Here is a 20,312-nt window from a genome sequence, read left to right as displayed (position 1 = left end):
ATGCGCAATGTGTTCGTTACCGGAGCAACCGGCTTGCTGGGCAACAACCTGGTCCGTGAACTGGTCGCTCATGGCTACACGGTCAAAGGGCTGGTGCGGTCAAGAGCAAAGGGGGAACAGCAGTTCGCTGATCTGCCCGAAGTAGAGCTGGTCGAAGGCGACATGGCCGATGTCGACGCTTTCGCGGCGTCGCTGCGCGGCTGCGATACGGTGTTCCATACTGCAGCCTTCTTTCGTGACAACTACAAAGGCGGTAGCCACTGGCAAGCACTCGAGCAGATCAACGTGACCGGTACCCGCCACCTGTTGGAGCAAGCCTACCTGGCCGGCATCCGGCGGTTTATCCATACCTCGTCCATTGCAGTGCTCGACGGGGCACCAGGCACGTCGATCGATGAGACATGCCTGCGGGCCGAAGCAGATGCAGATGACTACTACCGCAGCAAGCTCCTCGCCGACCGCGTCGTGACTGAGTTTCTCGATGCCTGCCCCGACATGCACGCCTGCATGGTGCTCCCCGGCTGGATGTGGGGCCCTGGCGACATCGGCCCTACGTCAGCCGGGCAACTGGTCAACGATGTCGTGCGCGGCAAATTGCCTGGCTTGATCCCGGGTAGTTTCTCGGTGGTCGACGCCCGCGATGTAGCGTTGGCGCAGATTGCCGCAGCCACACAAGGACGAAGCGGCGAACGCTACCTGGCGGCCGGGCGACATATGACCATGGCTGAACTGGTACCAATAGTAGGCCGTCTGGCCGGCGTACGAACGCCCGCGCGGCATTTACCGTTGCCGTTGTTATTCTGCCTGGCCGCAGTACAGGAAATGTATTCACGGCTCACCGGCCAGCCCATCCTGCTGAGCTTGGCCACGCTGCGCCTGCTGGTACGCGAAAAGGATCGTACGCGTTTCAACCACAGCAAAAGCGAGCACGCGCTTGGCCTGAGCTTTCGGGCGCTGGAGCTGACAATCGCCGATACGGTGGCGTGGTATCGTGACCACGGCTGGTTTGAACAACATAGCGCGCCCACCAGGACCAGGACCAGGAAGTAGTTACACCATGACCGCAAAAATACTCGCACAATGTCGAAACGGTCAGCGGTGCCAGGCTGGCACCCCGCAGGCAATACCGTATCGATTTAAATACACCGTATTCAAATCGATACACACACATTCAGATACGGCAGTGCAAGGGTTTGATCCCCAAACCCTTTTCCATCCCCCTCCCGCTGTAGCGTTTTCATTCCACAAGAATGACAAACTGAATACGTAAAACAATTAACATATTGATTTAAAAGGTTTTTTAACGATTGGCCGCATTTTTGCTAAGGGAATCCCAACCCCAAGAGCGCGGAGCCACCGCGCCTAACGCCCTGCTTCCCGAGGATTCCCCATGAGCGAGTTGCGTTTCACTGAAGATCACGAATGGCTGCGCGTCGAAGCCGATGGCAGCGTTACCGTGGGCATCACCGCCTACGCCCAGAACGCCCTTGGCGATGTGGTCTACGTGCAACTGCCAGAGCTGCAGCAGTACGACAAAGGCGCCGAAGCCTCCACCGTGGAATCGGTGAAAGCCGCCAGCGGCGTGTACATGCCCCTGGCCGGTGAAGTGGTCGCCGTCAACGAAGCCCTCAACGACAGCCCCGAGCTGGTCAACGAAGACCCGCTGGGAGACGGCTGGTTCTTCCGCTTCAACCCGGCCGACATGAGCGAAGTCACCGCCCTGCTCGACCAAGACGCCTACGACCGCCTGATCAAAGCCAACGACGACGCCTGAGGAACCCCGCCATGACCATCAACCTCGGCACCGCCAACGAATTCATCGCCCGCCACATCGGCCCGCGCGCCGCTGACGAGCAGGCCATGCTGGCCGCCCTCGGCTTCGACTCGCTGGAAGCCATGACCGCAGCGGTCATCCCTGACAGCATCAAGGGCACCAGCGTGCTCGGCTCGCACGACGGGCAGAGCGAAGCCGACGCGCTTGCCGCGCTCAAGGCCATCGCCGGCAAGAACCAGCTGTTCAAGAGCTACATCGGCCAGGGCTACTACAACACCCACACCCCGGCGCCGATCCTGCGCAACCTGCTGGAAAACCCGGCCTGGTACACCGCCTATACCCCGTACCAGCCAGAAATTTCCCAGGGCCGCCTGGAAGCGCTGCTGAACTTCCAGACCCTGATCAGCGACCTGACCGGCCTGCCGATCGCCAACGCCTCCCTGCTCGACGAAGCCACAGCTGCGGCCGAGGCCATGACCTTCTGCAAGCGCCTGTCGAAGAACAAGGCCAGCCACGCCTTCTTCGCCTCCGTGCACTGCCACCCGCAAACCCTCGACGTGCTGCGCACCCGTGCCGAGCCGCTGGGTATCGAGATCGTGGTCGGCGACGAACGCGAGCTGGGCGATGTCAGCGCCTTCTTCGGCGCCCTGCTGCAGTACCCGGCCAGCAACGGTGAAGTGTTCGACTACCGCGAAGTGGTCGAGCGCTTCCACGCCGCCAACGCCCTGGTCGCCGTGGCCGCCGACCTGCTGGCCCTGACCCTGCTGACCCCGCCGGGCGAGTTCGGTGCCGACGTGGCCATCGGCAGCGCCCAGCGCTTCGGTGTGCCGCTGGGCTTTGGTGGCCCGCACGCGGCCTACTTCTCCACCCGTGACGCATTCAAGCGCGACATGCCAGGCCGCCTGGTCGGCGTGTCGATCGACCGCTTCGGCAAGACCGCCCTGCGCCTGGCCATGCAGACCCGCGAACAGCACATCCGCCGCGAAAAGGCCACCAGCAACATCTGCACCGCCCAGGTGCTGCTGGCCAACATCGCCAGCATGTTCGCCGTGTACCACGGCCCGGCCGGCCTCAAGCGCATCGCCGAACGTACCCATGCCCTGACCGCGATCCTGGCCGCCGGCCTGAAGACGCTGGGCGTGCAGGTAGTGGGCGCCAGCGCCTTCGACACCCTGACCCTGGCCACCGGCAGCGCCACTGCCAGCCTGCATGACAAGGCCCGCGCCCAGGGCATCAACCTGCGCCAGATCGACGCCGCCCACGTGGGCCTGTCGCTGGACGAAACCACTAGCCAGGCCGATGTCGAGACCCTGTGGCAACTGATCGGTGGCGACCAGGCCCAGCCGGACTTCAACGCGCTGGCCGCCAGCACCGGCTCGCTGCTGCCTGCCGCCCTGCTGCGCCAGTCGGCCATCCTCTCGCACCCGGTATTCAACCGCTACCACAGCGAAACCGAGCTGATGCGCTACCTGCGCCGCCTTGCCGACAAGGACCTGGCGCTGGATCGCAGCATGATCCCGCTGGGCTCGTGCACCATGAAGCTGAACGCCGCCAGCGAAATGATCCCGGTCACCTGGGCCGAGTTCGGCAACCTGCACCCGTTCGCCCCCGCCGAGCAGAGCCAGGGCTACCTGCAGATGACCACCGAGCTGGAGGCCATGCTCTGCGCCGCCACCGGCTACGACGCCGTGTCGCTGCAGCCCAACGCCGGTTCCCAAGGTGAGTATGCAGGCCTGCTGGCCATTCGCGCCTACCACCGCAGCCGTGGCGAAGGCCACCGCGACATCTGCCTGATCCCGTCGTCGGCCCACGGCACCAACCCGGCAACCGCGCACATGGCCGGCATGCGCGTGGTGGTCACCGCCTGTGATGCCCGCGGCAACGTCGATGTCGAGGACCTGCGCGCCAAGGCCATCGAGCACCGCGAGCGCCTGGCCGCGATCATGATCACCTACCCGTCGACCCACGGCGTGTTCGAGGAAGCGATCGGCGAAATCTGCGCGATCATCCACGACAACGGTGGCCAGGTGTACATCGACGGCGCCAACATGAACGCCATGGTCGGCCTGTGCGCCCCAGGCAAGTTCGGCGGCGACGTTTCCCACCTGAACCTGCACAAGACCTTCTGCATCCCGCACGGCGGTGGCGGCCCGGGCGTCGGCCCGATCGGCGTCAAGTCGCACCTGGCGCCGTTCCTGCCCGGCCACGCGCAGCTGGAAAACACCGAGGGCGCGGTTTGTGCCGCGCCGTTCGGCAGCGCCAGCATCCTGCCGATCACCTGGATGTATATCCGCATGATGGGCGGTGCCGGCCTCAAGCGTGCCTCGCAGATGGCAATCCTCAACGCCAACTACATCGCCCGTCGCCTGGAAGAGCACTATCCTGTTCTCTATACCGGCGGCAACGGCCTGGTGGCGCACGAGTGCATCCTCGACCTGCGCCCGCTGAAGGACACCAGCGGTATCAGCGTCGACGACGTGGCCAAGCGCCTGATCGACTTTGGCTTCCACGCCCCGACCATGTCCTTCCCGGTGGCGGGCACGCTGATGATCGAACCGACCGAAAGCGAGTCCAAGGAAGAACTGGACCGCTTCTGCGACGCGATGATCCAGATCCGAGAAGAAATTCGCGCGGTCGAGAACGGTAGCCTGGACAAGGACGACAACCCGCTGAAGAACGCCCCGCACACTGCGGCCGAACTGGTTGGCGAATGGGCCCATGGCTACAGCCGCGAGCAGGCGGTGTACCCGCTGCCAAGCCTGGTGGAAGGCAAGTACTGGCCGCCGGTCGGCCGGGTCGACAACGTATTCGGCGACCGCAACCTGGTGTGCGCCTGCCCGTCGATCGAGAGCTATCAGGACGCCTGACCCGGCGCTCTGGCCTCATCGCCGGCAAGCCAGCTCCCACAGGGGCCTCACCGCACCCAAGGCTGGAGCAATACCTGTGAGAGCTGGCTTGCCAGCCCTAAAGGGCTCACCTGTTTTCCAAGGCTGGTGCAGTACCTGTGGGAGCTGGCTTGCCGGCGATCGAGTGCGCAGCACTCGCCTTACCTTTCGGAGGGAATGAGCAATGTCTTTGAGCGTCTTCGACCTGTTCAAGATCGGCATCGGCCCCTCCAGCTCGCACACGGTCGGCCCGATGCGCGCCGCCGCGCGTTTCGCCGAAGGGCTGCGTCGTGATGGCCTGCTCGCCCGCACGGTTAGCGTCAAGGCCGAGCTGTACGGCTCGCTCGGCGCCACCGGCAAGGGCCACGGCAGCGACAAGGCCGTGCTGCTGGGCCTTGAAGGCGAACACCCCGATGTCATCGACACCGACACCATCCCTGCCCGCCTGCAGGCCATCCGCGACAGCGGTCGGCTGAACCTGCTCGGCGAGCACAGCATCGCGTTCATCGAAAAGCAGCACCTGGCGATGATCCGCAAGCCGCTGGACTACCACCCCAACGGCATGATCTTCCGCGCCTTCGACGAGGCCGGCTTGCAAATCCGCAGCCGCGAGTACTACTCGGTGGGCGGCGGTTTCGTGGTCGACCAGGACGCTGCCGGCCACGACCGCATCGTCGAGGACAGCACACCGCTGACCTACCCGTTCAAGACCGCCAAGGAGCTGCTCGGCCATTGCACCGGGCAAAACCTGTCGATCAGCCAGGTAATGCTGGCCAACGAGGCGGCTTGGCGCCCCGAGGCGGAAACCCGTGCCGGGCTGCTGCGCATCTGGCAGGTGATGCAGGACTGCGTCGAAGCCGGTTGCCAGCATGAAGGCATCCTGCCGGGCGGGCTCAAGGTCAAGCGCCGGGCGCCGGCGTTGTACCGCCAACTGAGCCGCAATCCCGAGGCCAGCCTGCGCGATGCCCTGTCGGTGCTCGACTGGGTCAACCTCTATGCCCTGGCAGTGAACGAGGAAAACGCCTACGGCGGGCGTGTGGTCACTGCGCCGACCAACGGCGCGGCGGGCATTGTCCCGGCGGTGCTGCATTACTACATGCGCTTCGTACCGGGAGCCAACGAGGACGGGGTGGTGCGGTTTCTGCTCACCGCCGCGGCCATCGGCATCCTGTACAAGGAAAACGCCTCCATTTCCGGTGCCGAAGTAGGCTGCCAGGGCGAGGTTGGCGTGGCCTGTTCGATGGCCGCCGGCGCGCTGTGCGAGGTGATGGGCGGCACCGTGCAACAGGTGGAAAACGCTGCCGAAATCGGCATGGAACACAACCTGGGCCTGACCTGCGACCCGATTGGCGGGCTGGTCCAGGTGCCTTGCATCGAGCGCAACGCCATGGGCTCGGTGAAGGCGATCAACGCGGTGCGCATGGCCTTGCGCGGCGACGGGCAGCACTACGTGTCGCTCGACAAGGTCATCCGCACCATGCGCCAGACCGGCGCCGACATGAAAAGCAAATACAAAGAGACCGCCCGTGGCGGCCTGGCCGTCAACATCATCGAATGTTGACCCGACAACAACAGCAAGGAGTCACCGATGTCCGAAACACTGCTCAAGACCCCACTGCACGCCCTGCACCTGGAACTGGGTGCGCGCATGGTGCCGTTCGCCGGCTATGACATGCCGGTGCAGTACCCGTTGGGCGTGCTCAAGGAACACCTGCACACACGCGAGCAGGCCGGCCTGTTCGATGTCTCGCACATGGGCCAGATCACCCTGCGCGGCAGCGATGCCGCCAAGGCACTGGAAAGCCTGGTGCCGGTGGATATCATCGACCTGCCGGTGGGCATGCAGCGCTATGCCATGTTCACCAATGAGCAAGGCGGCATCCTCGACGACCTGATGGTCGCCAACCTGGGCGACGACACGCTGTTCCTGGTGGTCAACGCCGCCTGCAAGGACCAGGACCTGGCCCACCTGCAAGCGCACATCGGCAGCCGTTGCGAGGTGCAGCCGCTGTTCGAGCAGCGCGCCCTGCTGGCCTTGCAAGGCCCGGCGGCAGTCAAGGTGCTGGAACGCCTGGCCCCGGAAGTGGCCGGCATGACCTTCATGCAGTTCCGCCCGGTGAAACTGCTGGGTGAAGACTGCTTCGTCAGCCGCTCAGGCTACACCGGCGAAGACGGCTACGAAATTTCGGTACCGGTGCATGCCGCCGAAGCCCTGGCCCGCCGCCTGCTGGCAGAGCCCGAAGTACAACCGATCGGCCTGGGTGCGCGTGACTCGCTGCGCCTGGAAGCCGGCCTGTGCCTGTATGGCCACGACATGAACACCGAGACCACGCCGGTGGAAGCCAGCCTGCTGTGGGCCATTTCCAAGGTTCGCCGTGCCGATGGCGCGCGTGCCGCCGGCTTCCCGGGTGCCGAGGCCATATTCGCCCATCAGCGCGAGGGCGTGTCGAGCAAACGTGTGGGCCTGTTGCCGCAGGAACGTACGCCAGTACGCGAAGGCGCGGATATTGTCGATGCAAACGATAAACCTGTAGGCAAAGTTTGCAGCGGCGGCTTTGGCCCGACACTCGGTGCACCTGTAGCAATGGGTTATATCGATAGTGAACATACCGCTATCGACACCCCACTGTTTGCCGTGGTGCGTGGCAAGAAGGTTGCCTTGAAAGTCAGCAAAATGCCTTTCGTGGCACAACGTTACTACCGGGGCTGAAGCCGCTTTGTGAAGGTTGCGGGCAGGTTCGACATATTCGTTTTCGAACCTGTCCAATAACTTTTGAACATGGCGCCAGGCCAGGCGCCATGCCGTTTCCGACAAATCGGTCGGTTATCGGCAAACGGCCGATTTTCCATACGACCAAGGGCTTGTTTTTCGCTCGGGAGTTGGCGTAGAGTCACTGCACTGTGTTTGCATGGGTCGCAACAGTTCGTGACCTGGGCCAGTAGCCGCAATCTGCTACAACCCGTTCGACGTCTCTTACTTTCCTGCAACCCAGCCCAGTAATCTTTTGCTTCCTTTATTGCAAAAGAAACTGTCATCAAAATTCAAGCTTCATAGGAAATAAGACAATGGCTGAGCGTCAGAACGGTACCGTCAAGTGGTTCAATGACGAAAAAGGTTACGGCTTCATCACCCCAGAAAGCGGTCCGGATCTGTTCGTGCACTTCCGCGCTATCGAAGGTAACGGCTTCAAGAGCCTGAAAGAAGGCCAGAAGGTCACCTTCGAAGCAGTCCAGGGCCAGAAAGGCATGCAGGCTGACAAAGTTCAGGTCGCCGGCTAAGCCGAACCCGACTTCGAGAAAAGCCCCTGCCAAGTGCAGGGGCTTTTTTTTGCCCGTAGAATAGCGGCTTCGTCTTCTGGAGCCGTTTTGCATGTCCAAGCCTCTGCTCACACCCCAGGGTGATTTTCCTCCGGTCGGCCTGGGCCGACGCCTGGCGGCGATGTTCTACGACTTCCTGCTGTGCACGGCGCTGCTGATCGTGACCGCAGGTGCCTACAAGATGATCCAGATGGCGATCATCGGCGAAGCCCGCATGCGTGAATTGACCGAGGCTGGCGCACTGGACGGCGACCCGCTGCTGTCGACGGTGCTGCTGTTCGTCCTGTTCGGTTTCTTTGCCAAGTTCTGGACCCATGGCGGGCAGACCCTGGGCATGCAGGTGTGGGGCGTGCGGGTGCAGAACGCCGATGGCACGGCCATCAGCCTGTGGCAGGCGCTGCTGCGCTTCGTGGTGTCGATTGCTTCGTGGCTGTGCCTGGGGCTGGGTTTTTTCTGGGCGTTGATCGACAAGCGCCAGCGGGGCTGGCATGACATCTATTCGGAAAGCCAGCTGGTGCGGGTGCCTAAGCAGAAGAGATAAGTACAAGCTTCAGGGCAACCAATGTACCTGTAGGAGCAGCCTTGTGCTGCGAAGAGGCCATCACTGGCAACGAGAGTGTTTTGCCAGACCGGCCCTTTCGCAGCACAAGGCTGCTCCTACAAGTTCGCCGCAAGCCTACAGCTATTGGTCAAGCAGCAAAAAGCCGACCCTGAGGTCGGCTTTTTTGTACAGCTCAGGCCATCAACCTGCCCGGCGCAACAACCACACGCCGGCCAGCGCACAGATGCCTGCCGGGATCACCACCGCCAGCAGCGGCGGGAAGCCGAACACCTGGCTCGAAGGCCCCAGCAGGTCCTGGGCGATGCGGAACACAAAGCCCACCAGTACACCGGTGAACACGCGCTGGCCAAGGGTTACCGAACGCAGCGGGCCGAAGATGAAGGAAATGGCCATCAGCACCAGCGCCGCGGTCACCATCGGCTGCAATACCTTGGTCCAGAACGCCAGCCAGTAACGGGCATTGTTCAGGCCCTGGTCGGACAGGTAGTGGATGTAGTCCCACAGCCCGGTGATGGACAGCGACTCCGGCGCGAGGATCACAGTATTGAGCAGTTGGGGCGTGAGCGAAACGTCCCAGCGCTCCTGTGGCGCGGTCACCACTTCGGTGTGGTCGCCACGGAAGAAGGTGGTGCGCACGTCGCTGAGCATCCAGTGGTCGTCCTGGTACTGTGCACGGCGGGCGAAGCTCGAGGTGACGATCTTGCGCTCGCTGTCGAAGCGGTAACGGGTCACACCCAGCAGCAGGCCGTTAGGCTGCACGGCGTTGATGTGCACGTACTCCTCGCCCTGGCGGTGCCACATGCCGCGCTTGGAGCTTTGCGCCTCACCACCGCCCTGGGCCAGGGAACGGTCGGCCTGGGCCTTGTTCTCGGTCACCGGCGCCACGTACTCGCCGATCAGCAGGCCCACCAGCATCAGTACCAGCATCGGCTTCATCACCGCCCAGACGATGCGCCCGATGGAAACCCCGGCAGCACGCATGATGGTCAGTTCGCTGCTGCTGGCCAGGCTGCCCAGGCCGATCAGGCAGCCGATCAAGGCGGCCATCGGCAGCATTTCGTACAGCCGCCGCGGTGCGGTCAGCAGGACGAAGTTGCCCGCCTCCATCACCGTGTAGGTGTCACTCAGGTCGCTCATCTCGTCGATGAAGGCAAACAGCGAAGCCAGGCCGAGGATGATCCCCAGCACGGCGAGGATGGCCAGCAGCACGCTCTGGCCGATGTAGCGGTCGAGCTTACCCATGGGCCACCTCCGCACGACGGGCGGCGCGCTTGAGGCGCAGCGGCTCCCAGTACATCAGGCCCAGGCCGATCAGCAGGAACAGGCCGTGGACCCACCACATGCCCAGGGCGATCGGCAGTTTGCCCTTCTCGAGGGCGCCGCGTACGGAAATCAGCATTGTCAGGTAGGCCATGTACAGAAGAATTGCCGGCAGCAGCTTGAGGAAGCGGCCCTGGCGCGGGTTGACCCGGGACAGCGGCACCGCCAGCATGGTGACGATGAACACCAGGATCGGCAGCGACAGCCGCCATTGCAGCTCGGCGCGCTCACGCAGGCCCTTCTTGCCGATCAGCTCGGAAGTGGGGATGGCTTCGCGATCGGTCACTTCCTCGGCGACTTCCGGCTTGGGCAGCAGCACGCCGTAGGTGTCGTACTTGATTGCACGGTAATCGGCCTGGCCCGGGTTGCCGTCGTAACGGTAGCCGTTTTCCAGCACCAGGTAGCGGTTGCCGTCGGCCTGGATTTCCTGGTGGCCTTTTTCGGCAACCAGCACCGACGGGGCGCGGTCCTTGGTCTTGTCCTGGTTGAAGCGCTTCTCGGAAATGAACACCCCGGCCAGGTTGATGCGGTCGTCCGACAGCTCTTCGGTGTAAGTCACCCGCGAGCCGTCGCGCAGGGTCTGGAAGCGGCCCGGCACCAGGGTGTCGAACTCGGTCAGGGCATCCTGCTGGGCGATGATCTGCTGCACCTGGGCCACGCCCAGCGGTGCCAGGCTCAGGCTAAGCCAGGCCACCAGCAGGGCGACCAGGGCGGCCGGCGCCATGGTCAGGCCCAGCAGGCGCTGCTGGCTCATGCCGGTGGCCGACAGCACGGTCATCTCGCTTTCCAGGTACAGGCGCCCGTACGCCAGGAGAATGCCGAGGAACAGCCCCAGAGGCAGGATCAGCTGCAGGAAGCCCGGCAGACGGAAGCCCATGATCAGGAACAGCACGCTCGGGTCGAGCACACCCTGGGCAGCCTGGGCCAGGTACTTGATGAAGCGCCCGCTCATGATGATCACCAGCAGCACGGCGCTGACGGCGCTCAAGGTCACCAGGACCTCGCGGGACAGATAACGAAAGACGATCAAACCAGACACTCCTGGGTTGTCAGGGCGGACTGCCAATCAATGGCGCCAGACAATGACTTAGTACAGCCAAGACCAATGCCGGTTCGCCAAAGGCGAACCTCCATGTAAAGTGCGCGCATTATCCTGTGATTGACCGCCCCTGTCACTTCGCCGCGCATGAAGGCGCATAACGGGGTTGTCAGCACGCTTCCCGCAGGCTCAAACTGGCAGCTTTTCCGCTGGCGCGCGACGACGCGGCCAGGCCCGTCCAGAGCGCTGGAATACACAGCGCCGACTGTATCGATCATTCGGGGATCCTGACATGGAACTGGTTGTAAAAAGCGTAGCTGCTGCATCCGTAAAAACCGCCACCCTGGTCCTCCCGGTAGGTGAAAACCGCAAGCTCGGCGCCGTGGCCAAGGCCGTCGACCAGGCCAGCGAAGGCGCCATCAGTGCCGTGCTCAAGCGTGGCGACCTGGCCGGCAAGCCGGGCCAGACCCTGCTCCTGCAGAACCTCGCGGGCCTGAAGGCCGAGCGCGTGCTGCTGGTGGGCAGCGGCAAGGACGAAGCCCTGGGCGACCGCGCCTGGCGCAAACTGGTCGCCAGCGTCGCCGGCGTGCTCAAGGGCCTGAACGGCGCTGACGCAGTGCTGGCCCTGGACGACATCGCGGTCAGCAACCGTGATGCCCACTATGGCAAGTACCGCCTGCTGGCCGAAACCCTGCTCGACGGCGAATACGTGTTCGATCGCTTCAAGAGCCAGAAGGCCGAGCCGCGCGCACTGAAGAAGGTCACCCTGCTGGCCGACAAGGCCGGCCAGGCCGAGGTCGAACGTGCCGTCAAGCATGCCAGTGCCATCGCCACCGGCATGGCCTTCACGCGCGACCTGGGCAACCTGCCGCCCAACCTGTGCCACCCAAGCTTCCTGGCCGAACAGGCCAAGGACCTGGCCAAGGCGCACAAGGCGCTGAAGGTCGAAGTGCTGGACGAGAAGAAGATCAAGGACCTGGGCATGGGCGCGTTCTACGCCGTCGGCCAGGGCAGCGACCAGCCGCCACGCCTGATCGTGCTCAACTACCAGGGCGGCAAGAAGGCGGACAAGCCGTTCGTGCTGGTGGGCAAGGGCATTACCTTCGACACCGGCGGCATCAGCCTGAAGCCTGGTGCCGGCATGGACGAAATGAAGTACGACATGTGCGGTGCCGCCAGCGTGCTCGGCACCCTGCGTGCGGTGCTCGAGCTGCAGCTGCCGGTCAACCTGGTGTGCCTGCTGGCCTGCGCCGAGAACATGCCGAGCGGCGGCGCCACCCGTCCGGGTGACATCGTCACCACCATGAGCGGGCAGACCGTGGAAATCCTCAACACCGACGCCGAAGGCCGCCTGGTGCTGTGCGACACCCTGACCTACGCCGAGCGCTTCAAACCGCAGGCAGTCATCGACATCGCTACCCTGACCGGTGCCTGCATCGTCGCCCTGGGCAGCCACACCACTGGCCTGATGGGCAACAACGACGACCTGGTCGGCCAGTTGCTCGACGCCGGCAAGCGCGCCGACGACCGTGCCTGGCAGCTGCCGCTGTTCGATGAGTACCAGGAGCAGCTGGACAGCCCGTTCGCCGACATGGGCAACATCGGCGGGCCGAAGGCCGGCACCATCACCGCCGGCTGCTTCCTGTCGCGCTTTGCCAAGGCCTACGACTGGGCGCACATGGACATCGCCGGCACCGCCTGGGTCAGCGGCGGCAAGGACAAGGGCGCCACTGGCCGCCCTGTACCCCTGCTGACCCAGTACCTGCTGGACCGCGCCGGCGCCTGACGCCATTGAGCCGGTGGCGCCCCGCGCGCCACCGGCCGGCGATACCACCATGAGCAAAGTCGATTTCTACATCCTGCCCACCGACTCGCTGTCGGCGCGGCTCGATTTCGCCTGCAAGCTGTGCGAAAAGGCCTGGCGCCTTGGCCACCGGGTCTACCTGCATTGCCAGGACGCCGAGCAGCGCAGCGAGCTGGACCAACGCCTGTGGCGCTTCAAGGGCGAGGCCTTCGTGCCCCACGACCTCGCGGAGGTACATGCCGATGCCTGCGTGGCATTGGGCCTGGCCGCCGACAGTGCGGGCGACCACCACGACCTGTTGATCAACCTGGGCACCGGCGTACCGGCCTTCGTCGGCCAGTTCGAGCGAGTGGCCGAAATCGTCGTTGAAGAGCCTGGCATCCGCCAATCGGCCCGTGAACGATTCCGTTTCTACCGTGAACAGGGCTATGCTCTGCAAGACCACCGCTTACAGCGACTTTGACGACGATGGACAAGCCCTCCCCCCTGCCCGATTCCGCCCATCTGCTCGATGACCTCGAGTCGATACGCCAGCTGCTTGGCGACGCCGACCTGCAACCGCCGCTGCTGACCGAGACGGTGGAGCAGATCCCGTTGCTGCTGGAAGAAGCGCCCGGCAACCATGTGCCTGCGGCCGAACCGATAGCTGCCGAACCCGAAGACGACCCGCAGACCCGCCGCCAGGACACCCTCCTGCACCTGGAAAGCGAACTGCGTGCGGCGGCGCAGATGATCATGCAGGACGTGATCAACGACTTTACCCCCCACATCGAGAACGAGATCAAGCGCCGGCTGGATGCGCGGATCGAGCGGTTGATCAAGCGTTCCGAGTAAAACCGAAATTCGGCGGTGCCTTCTTCGCGGGTTTACCCGCGAATAGGCCGTCCCTGCCTGCCAGATAGCAGCAGCTTGTCGCCTGCGGCCCCTAGCTTGGTTATACTTCCCGGCTTTCCCGAATAAATGCACAGGGTCCCGCCGCGCATGGATAAGACCTACCAGCCGCACGCCATCGAAACTTCCTGGTACAACACCTGGGAGTCCGAGAACTATTTCGCCCCACAAGGTGCAGGCGAGTCCTACACCATCATGATCCCGCCGCCGAACGTGACCGGCAGCCTGCACATGGGCCACGGGTTCAACAACGCGATCATGGACGCCCTGATCCGTTTCCGCCGCATGCAAGGCCGCGACACCCTGTGGCAGCCAGGCACCGACCACGCCGGTATCGCCACCCAGATGCTGGTCGAGCGCCAGCTTGAGGCCAAGGGCCAGAACCGGCATGACCTGGGCCGCGAAAAGTTCCTGGAAAAGGTCTGGGAATGGAAGGACCAGTCCGGTGGCAACATCAGCCGTCAGATCCGCCGCCTGGGCTCGTCGGTCGATTGGAGCCGCGAGCGGTTCACCATGGACGACGGCCTGTCCGAAGCGGTCAAGGAAGCCTTCGTGCGCCTGCATGAAGACGGCCTGATCTACCGTGGCAAGCGCCTGGTCAACTGGGACACCAAGCTGCACACGGCCATCTCCGACCTCGAAGTGGAAAACCACGACGAGAAGGGCCACCTGTGGAACCTGCGCTACCCACTGGCCGATGGCGCCAAGACCGCCGAAGGCAAGGACTACCTGGTCGTCGCCACCACCCGTCCGGAAACCCTGCTGGGTGACGCGGCCGTGGCGGTCAACCCGAACGACGAGCGCTACCAGGCACTGATCGGCAAGTTCGTCGAACTGCCGCTGGTCGGCCGCCGCATCCCGATCATCGCCGACGACTACTGCGACCCAGAGTTCGGTACCGGCTGCGTGAAGATCACCCCGGCCCACGACTTCAACGACTACGAAGTCGGCAAACGCCACAACCTGCCGCTGCTGAACATCTTCGACAAGAATGCCTTCGTGCTGGCCAGCGCGCAGGCCTTCAACCTCGACGGCAGCGTCAACGAGCAGGTGGACACCCGCCTGCCGGCCCAGTACGCCAACCTCGACCGCTTCGTCGCACGCAAGCAGATCGTCGCCGACCTGGATGCCCAGGGCTTGCTGGTCAGCATCGACGACCACGCGCTGAAAGTGCCGAAGGGCGACCGTTCGGGCACCGTCATCGAGCCGTGGCTGACCGACCAGTGGTACGTTTCCACCAAGCCGCTGGCAGAACCTGCCATCGCCGCAGTGGAAGATGGCCGCATCCAGTTCGTGCCCAAGCAGTACGAGAACATGTACTTCTCCTGGATGCGTGACATCCAGGACTGGTGCATCAGCCGCCAGCTGTGGTGGGGCCACCGCATCCCGGCATGGTACGACGAGGCCGGCCAGGTCTATGTCGGCCGCAACGAGGAAGAAGTGCGCGCCAAGCACAACCTGGGCGCCGACGTGGTCCTGCGCCAGGACGACGACGTACTCGACACCTGGTTCAGTTCGGGCCTGTGGACCTTCTCTACCCTGGGCTGGCCGGAACAGACCGAGTTCCTCAAGAAATTCCACTCCACCGACGTGCTGGTGACCGGCTTCGACATCATCTTCTTCTGGGTTGCGCGCATGATCATGCTGACCATGCACCTGATCAAGAACGAGGATGGCACCCCGCAGGTACCGTTCAAGACCGTGTACGTGCACGGCCTGGTACGTGACGGCCAGGGCCAGAAGATGTCCAAGTCCAAGGGCAACGTGCTGGACCCGCTGGACATCGTCGACGGCATCACCCTCGACGCCCTGCTGGAAAAACGCACCAGCGGCATGATGCAGCCCAAGCTTGCCGAGAAGATCGCCAAGCAGACCAAGGCCGAGTTCCCCGAAGGTATCGCCAGCTACGGCACCGACGCCCTGCGCTTCACCTTCTGCTCGTTGGCCTCCACCGGCCGCGACATCAAGTTCGACATGGGCCGCGTCGAAGGCTACCGCAACTTCTGCAACAAGATCTGGAACGCCGCCCGCTACGTGCTGGACAAGGGCGAGGACTGCGGCCAGAACGGTGAGGCCTACGAGCTGTCGCTGGCCGACCGCTGGATCATCTCGCAGCTGCAGCGTACCGAAGCCGAAGTGACCCGCCAGCTGGAGCAGTTCCGCTTCGACCTGGCCAGCCAAGCGCTGTACGAGTTCATCTGGAACCAGTACTGCGACTGGTACCTGGAGCTGTCCAAGCCGGTGCTGTGGGACGAGAACGCCCCGGTCGAGCGCGCCCGTGGCACCCGCCGCACCCTGGTGCGCGTGCTGGAAGTGGCGCTGCGCCTGGCGCATCCGTTCATGCCGTTCATCACCGAAGAAATCTGGCAGCGCATCGCGCCGCTGGCCGGCATCGAAGGCAAGACCATCATGCTGCAGCCATGGCCGGTGGCCAATGAAAGCCGCATCGATGCTGCCGCCGAAGGCGACATCGAGTGGCTCAAGGAGCTGATGGTCGGCCTGCGCAACATCCGCGCCGAAATGAACATCGGCCCGGGCAAGCCGCTGCCGCTGTTCCTTAAGAACGCCAACGCCGACGACCAGCGTCGCCTGCAGGAAAACGAAGCCCTGCTGAAGAAGCTGGCCAAGGTCGAATCGTTCACCGTACTGGGCGATGCCGACGAAGCGCCGCTGTCGGCCACCGCCCTGGTCGGTGACCTGCAAGTGCTGGTGCCAATGGCCGGCCTGATCGACAAGGATGCCGAGCTGGCGCGCCTGAACAAGGAAATCCAGCGCCTGCAGGGTGAAGTGGCACGCGTGGGTGGCAAGCTGTCCAACGCCGCCTTCGTCGACAAGGCACCACCTGCCGTGATCGAGAAGGAACGCGCCAAGCTGGCCGAGTCCGAACAGGCCCTGGCCAACTTCACCGAGCAGCATGCGCGGATTGCAGCGCTTTAATCACTAGAGAAAAGCTGGGGCCGCTTTGCGGCCCTTTCGCGACACAAGGCCGCTCCTACAGGGACGGCGCCGGTCTGAAGGGCGCCGCTATCCTGTAGGAGCGGCCTTGTGTCGCGAAAGGGCTGCAAAGCAGCCCCAGGCTCTATCAGCCACCGCTCGTATAGGGCTGGACACTGCCATGACCCCGAACAAACCCACCCTGCACCCGCGCAACCGCCACCAGGGCCGCTACGACTTCCCCAGCCTGATCAAGGCCCACCCTGACCTGGCGCGCTTCACCATCACCAACCCCCACGGCAAACCCAGCATCGACTTCGCCAACCCCGAGGCCGTACGGGTGTTCAACCGTGCTCTGCTGAAGGCCCAGTACGGCATCCAGCACTGGGATATCCCCGCCGACTACCTGTGCCCGCCGATTCCTGGCCGCGCCGACTACATCCACGTCGCCGCCGACCTGCTGGCCGATGACAATGCCGGCGAGATTCCCAAGGGCGCCCAGGTGCGTGCGCTGGACATCGGCGTGGGGGCCAACTGCATCTACCCGTTGCTGGGCCACAGCGACTACCGCTGGCGCTTCCTTGGCTCGGACATCGACCCCGTGGCCCTGGCTTCGGCCAAGGCCATCGTCCAGGCCAACGGCCTGGGCAAGGCCATCACCCTGCGCCAACAGGCCAACCGTGCGCACATCCTCAGCGGCCTGCTGCAGGAGGGCGAACGCTTCGACCTGACCCTGTGCAACCCACCCTTCCATGCCTCACGCGACGAAGCCACCCGTGGTAGCCAGCGCAAGTGGAAGAACCTCGGCAAGCAGGACCCCAAGCGCAAGCTGCCGGTGCTCAACTTCGGTGGCCAGAACAACGAACTGTGGTGCGAGGGCGGCGAGATCCGCTTTGTCAGCCAACTGGTCAGTGAAAGCGTGCAGTACGCCGAACGGGTACTGTGGTTCACCAGCCTGGTGTCCAAGGCCAGCAACTTGCCGGGGATCGAGGCTGCGCTCAGGAAAGCGGGCGCCAAGGCCGTGCGCATCAGTGAAATGGGCCAGGGGCAGAAGCAAAGCCGCATGGTCGCCTGGAGCTTCCACGACGACGAGGCGCGCCAGGCCTGGCACGCCGGGCGTAAAACCCAGGCATGAAAAAACCGCGTCCGGGCAAGCCGGGCGCGGTTTCGTCAAAGCTTCAACAATTACTTGTTGATGGCGTCGGTCAGCACTTTGGCCGGAACGAACTTGACGACTTTCTTGGCAGCGATTTCGATGGCAGCGCCAGTCGAAGGGTTGCGGCCGGTACGGGCAGGACGCTCAGCGACTTTCAGTTTGCCGATACCTGGCAGAGTGATTTCAGCGCCGTTTTCCAGCTGGTCGGCAACGATCTGGCCCAGTTGCTCCAGAGCGTTCTTGGCGGTGGCTTTGGGCGCGGCGATCGATTCGGCGATGTCGGCAATCAGTTGGTCTTTGGTCAATGCCATGGTGGTGTTCCTTCCCTATCAAATTCGATGGTTATGCAGCGGACTACGACGTTATCGGGCCAGCCCCTGAAAGTGGAGGGCCGCGCCAATCGCGTATGTAGATACGCAAATCGACGTTTGGTTCGACACGACGACAGCACGCTGCCAGCAATGCGCCACACAAGGGGCGCAAGACCGCGCAAAGCTACCACAGGAGCAGATAAATATCCGCTGCACGCTTCGATTTAATGCAGGTTTTTCGGGGGTTTTAGCCTAAAACGCACAAAATTGAACAAAAAACGAACAACCGGCATTTCTGCCAACATCCGGCCACTGCATCACCTGGTGTCTAGGGTAAACTGGACAACTTTTGCAGCTCGCCGAGAATTCCATGCCAATCCGTCATTGCATCGTTCACCTGATCGACAAAAAGCCCGATGGCAGCCCCGCCGTGCTGCATGCCCGCGATTCCGAACTGGCTGCCTCCGACGCCATCGAAAACCTTCTGGCCGACCTCAATGACAGCTACAACGCCAAGCAAGGCAAGGCCTGGGGCTTTTTCCACGGCGAGTCCGGCGCCTACCCGCTGAGCGGCTGGCTGAAGCAGTACCTGGACGAAGAAAAGGACTTTACCTCCTTCAGCCGTGTGGCCGTGGAGCACCTGCAAAAGCTGATGGAAGAGTCCAACCTGTCCACCGGCGGCCACATCCTGTTTGCCCACTACCAGCAAGGCATGACCGAATACCTGGCGATCGCCCTTCTGCACCACAGCGAAGGTGTGGCAGTGAACGCCGAGCTTGATGTGACGCCTTCGCGGCACCTCGACCTTGGCCAGCTGCACCTGGCGGCGCGCATCAACCTGTCGGAGTGGAAGAACAACCAGAACTCCAAACAGTACATTTCGTTCATCAAGGGCAAGAATGGCAAGAAGGTCTCGGACTACTTCCGTGACTTCATCGGCTGCCAGGAGGGCGTCGACGGCCCGGGCGAAACCCGCACCCTGCTCAAGGCCTTCAGCGACTTCGTCGAGAGCGAAGACCTGCCGGAAGAGTCCGCCCGCGAAAAAACCCAGACCCTGGTCGAGTACGCCACTACCCAGACCAAGCTCGGCGAACCGGTCACGCTGGAGGAGCTGTCCAGCCTGATCGACGAGGATCGGCCCAAGGCGTTCTACGACCACATCCGCAACAAGGACTACGGTCTGTCGCCGGAAATCCCTGCGGACAAGCGCACCCTCAACCAGTTCCGCCGCTTCACCGGCCGTGCCGAGGGGTTGTCGATCAGCTTCGAAGCGCACCTGCTGGGGGACAAGGTCGAGTATGACGAAGCGGCAGGGACCTTGATCATCAAGGGCCTTCCGACCACCTTGGTGGATCAGTTGAAGCGGCGCAAGGACTGATGACCCCGGGGCTGCTGCGCAGCCCATCGCCGGCAAGCCAGCTCCCACAGGTACTGCACAGGCCTGAGGTCTATGCAGTCGAAGTGGGAGCTGGCTTGCCGGCGATGGGGCGCGAAGCGGCCCTAATTAGCAGCCACTACTGCGCCATAGGAGGCCACCAACGCCTCCTTCGCCGACTTGCGCAGCCGCTTCACCAGCCGCTCCTGGCGTAACGCCTCGCCCTTGTCCGGCCATTGCTCCACATACACCAGCGCCTGGGCCGGGCTGGTCTTGAAGTAACGCGCGCCCTGCCCTTTCTGGTGCGCCAGAAAGCGCCGCTGCGGGTCATCGCTGATACCGCAATACAGCGATCCATTGGCAGCCCTTACCAAGTAGACATACCAGGGTTTGCTGGCGGCAATTTCAACGGGGTCACTCACCCTGGGCCTGCTGGAATGCTCGCAATCCTTTGAACGCCTGCTGGCGTACCTTGTTCTGCACCAGCGGCGACCAGCCCAGCAGCATGCCAGGCACACCCAGCGCCTGCCGCGACCAACGCCACAAGTCGAAGTGGTCATCGTGCTGGCAGATCAAACCGTCACGGATCACGAAACGCGCCTGGATATCATTGACCACGATGCGGCCGGTCTGGCTGAAAAGGTAGGTGGCCACCCAATGTGCGGCGCCCGTGCGTTCATCGGCGCGGACGTTGTCGAAGGTCAGGGTGAAGTCCTTGGCCCGGCTGGTGAGCATTCGCCACATGTCGCCTGCATCCTTGCCACGCAAGGTGCCGAAGACCGGGTCGCTGAAGACGATATCGTCGCTGTAGCAGGCGACCATGGCCTCGGCGTCCAGGCGCTGGAAGGCCTGGTAGAAGCGGGTGATCAGGTCGCGGTTGGCGTCGCTCATGTGGGCTGGTCCGTCCTGGGGATGAAAGCAGCACGATAATCTGCCCCGGTTG

General features: G+C 63.5%; 19 protein-coding genes. 13 read left to right on the top strand and 6 right to left on the bottom strand.

Going from position 1 to position 20,312, the window contains the following annotated elements; genetic code table 11:
• The 7 genes from ACK56M_RS05600 (at position 1) to ACK56M_RS05570 (ending at position 8,518) form a co-directional block, all read left to right on the top strand.
• Positions 1 to 1,050, top strand: coding sequence for an SDR family oxidoreductase (locus ACK56M_RS05600; RefSeq protein WP_253152927.1), 1,050 nt, complete (start codon positions 1 to 3; stop codon positions 1,048 to 1,050).
• A gap of 340 nt (positions 1,051 to 1,390) precedes the next feature.
• Positions 1,391 to 1,774 carry a glycine cleavage system protein GcvH gene (gene gcvH / locus ACK56M_RS05595; protein ID WP_015269081.1) on the top strand — a complete coding sequence of 128 codons (384 nt, stop codon included), beginning with the start codon at positions 1,391 to 1,393 and terminating at the stop codon, positions 1,772 to 1,774.
• An 11-nt stretch (positions 1,775 to 1,785) separates the two neighbouring features.
• Entirely contained in the window at positions 1,786 to 4,641 is a 2,856-nt protein-coding gene (gcvP, locus tag ACK56M_RS05590) for an aminomethyl-transferring glycine dehydrogenase (RefSeq protein ID WP_015269080.1), read from the top strand.
• Positions 4,642 to 4,843: 202 nt separating this feature from the next.
• Positions 4,844 to 6,220, top strand: coding sequence for an L-serine ammonia-lyase (locus ACK56M_RS05585; RefSeq protein WP_015269079.1), 1,377 nt, complete (start codon positions 4,844 to 4,846; stop codon positions 6,218 to 6,220).
• A gap of 27 nt (positions 6,221 to 6,247) precedes the next feature.
• Positions 6,248 to 7,369, top strand: coding sequence for a glycine cleavage system aminomethyltransferase GcvT (gene gcvT, locus ACK56M_RS05580; RefSeq protein WP_061303252.1), 1,122 nt, complete (start codon positions 6,248 to 6,250; stop codon positions 7,367 to 7,369).
• A gap of 356 nt (positions 7,370 to 7,725) precedes the next feature.
• Positions 7,726 to 7,938: a cold-shock protein gene (locus ACK56M_RS05575; RefSeq protein WP_003257941.1), complete on the top strand. Its 213-nt coding sequence runs from the start codon at positions 7,726 to 7,728 to the stop codon at positions 7,936 to 7,938.
• A gap of 91 nt (positions 7,939 to 8,029) precedes the next feature.
• Complete coding sequence (locus ACK56M_RS05570) at positions 8,030 to 8,518, top strand: RDD family protein (RefSeq protein WP_015269077.1); 489 nt, start codon at positions 8,030 to 8,032, stop codon at positions 8,516 to 8,518.
• 201 nt (positions 8,519 to 8,719) lie between these two features.
• On the opposite strand, the gene lptG is transcribed toward ACK56M_RS05570, so the two are convergent.
• The 3 genes from lptG to ACK56M_RS05555 are packed head-to-tail and all read right to left on the bottom strand — an operon-like array spanning position 8,720 to position 11,176.
• On the bottom strand, positions 8,720 to 9,781 hold the full coding sequence (gene lptG / locus ACK56M_RS05565) for an LPS export ABC transporter permease LptG (RefSeq protein WP_015269076.1): 1,062 nt from the start codon (positions 9,779 to 9,781) through the stop codon (positions 8,720 to 8,722).
• Positions 9,774 to 10,889 carry an LPS export ABC transporter permease LptF gene (lptF, locus tag ACK56M_RS05560; RefSeq protein WP_015269075.1) on the bottom strand — a complete coding sequence of 372 codons (1,116 nt, stop codon included), beginning with the start codon at positions 10,887 to 10,889 and terminating at the stop codon, positions 9,774 to 9,776. Before lptF ends, lptG begins: the two co-directional genes overlap by 8 nt.
• Entirely contained in the window at positions 10,886 to 11,176 is a 291-nt protein-coding gene (locus ACK56M_RS05555; protein ID WP_015269074.1) for a hypothetical protein, read from the bottom strand. The genes lptF and ACK56M_RS05555 overlap by 4 nt, the downstream gene beginning before the upstream one ends.
• 14 nt (positions 11,177 to 11,190) lie before the next feature.
• Between ACK56M_RS05555 and ACK56M_RS05550 the strand changes: the two genes are divergently transcribed.
• From ACK56M_RS05550 to rlmF, 5 genes are all read left to right on the top strand, one after another.
• Positions 11,191 to 12,684 (top strand): leucyl aminopeptidase, encoded by a 1,494-nt coding sequence (locus tag ACK56M_RS05550; protein WP_015269073.1) that lies wholly within the window; start codon positions 11,191 to 11,193, stop codon positions 12,682 to 12,684.
• 49 nt (positions 12,685 to 12,733) lie between these two features.
• On the top strand, positions 12,734 to 13,165 hold the full coding sequence (locus ACK56M_RS05545) for a DNA polymerase III subunit chi (protein WP_100412849.1): 432 nt from the start codon (positions 12,734 to 12,736) through the stop codon (positions 13,163 to 13,165).
• A gap of 5 nt (positions 13,166 to 13,170) precedes the next feature.
• Complete coding sequence (locus ACK56M_RS05540) at positions 13,171 to 13,536, top strand: hypothetical protein (protein ID WP_015269071.1); 366 nt, start codon at positions 13,171 to 13,173, stop codon at positions 13,534 to 13,536.
• A 147-nt stretch (positions 13,537 to 13,683) separates the two neighbouring features.
• Complete coding sequence (locus ACK56M_RS05535) at positions 13,684 to 16,530, top strand: valine--tRNA ligase (protein ID WP_013971095.1); 2,847 nt, start codon at positions 13,684 to 13,686, stop codon at positions 16,528 to 16,530.
• A 178-nt stretch (positions 16,531 to 16,708) separates the two neighbouring features.
• The gene (rlmF, locus tag ACK56M_RS05530; protein ID WP_015269069.1) at positions 16,709 to 17,662 is read left to right on the top strand and encodes a 23S rRNA (adenine(1618)-N(6))-methyltransferase RlmF; all 954 of its coding nucleotides are present in this window, start codon (positions 16,709 to 16,711) and stop codon (positions 17,660 to 17,662) included.
• A gap of 50 nt (positions 17,663 to 17,712) precedes the next feature.
• On the opposite strand, the gene ACK56M_RS05525 is transcribed toward rlmF, so the two are convergent.
• Entirely contained in the window at positions 17,713 to 17,994 is a 282-nt protein-coding gene (locus ACK56M_RS05525; protein ID WP_003257928.1) for an HU family DNA-binding protein, read from the bottom strand.
• 370 nt (positions 17,995 to 18,364) lie between these two features.
• Here ACK56M_RS05525 and yejK point away from each other — a divergent pair, with 370 nt between their 5' ends.
• Complete coding sequence (gene yejK, locus ACK56M_RS05520; protein ID WP_013971093.1) at positions 18,365 to 19,372, top strand: nucleoid-associated protein YejK; 1,008 nt, start codon at positions 18,365 to 18,367, stop codon at positions 19,370 to 19,372.
• A 122-nt stretch (positions 19,373 to 19,494) separates the two neighbouring features.
• On the opposite strand, the gene ACK56M_RS05515 is transcribed toward yejK, so the two are convergent.
• Entirely contained in the window at positions 19,495 to 19,791 is a 297-nt protein-coding gene (locus tag ACK56M_RS05515) for a GIY-YIG nuclease family protein (protein ID WP_054573144.1), read from the bottom strand.
• Positions 19,784 to 20,260: a nuclear transport factor 2 family protein gene (locus tag ACK56M_RS05510; protein ID WP_015269068.1), complete on the bottom strand. Its 477-nt coding sequence runs from the start codon at positions 20,258 to 20,260 to the stop codon at positions 19,784 to 19,786. Before ACK56M_RS05510 ends, ACK56M_RS05515 begins: the two co-directional genes overlap by 8 nt.
• Positions 20,261 to 20,312 lie beyond the last annotated feature (52 nt).

Source organism: Pseudomonas sp. s4 (genome assembly GCF_046764235.1).
Lineage (GTDB): Bacteria > Pseudomonadota > Gammaproteobacteria > Pseudomonadales > Pseudomonadaceae > Aquipseudomonas > Aquipseudomonas asiatica.
Note: the sequence above shows the minus strand (reverse complement) of the source record. Positions and strands in the feature narration are given on the sequence as shown.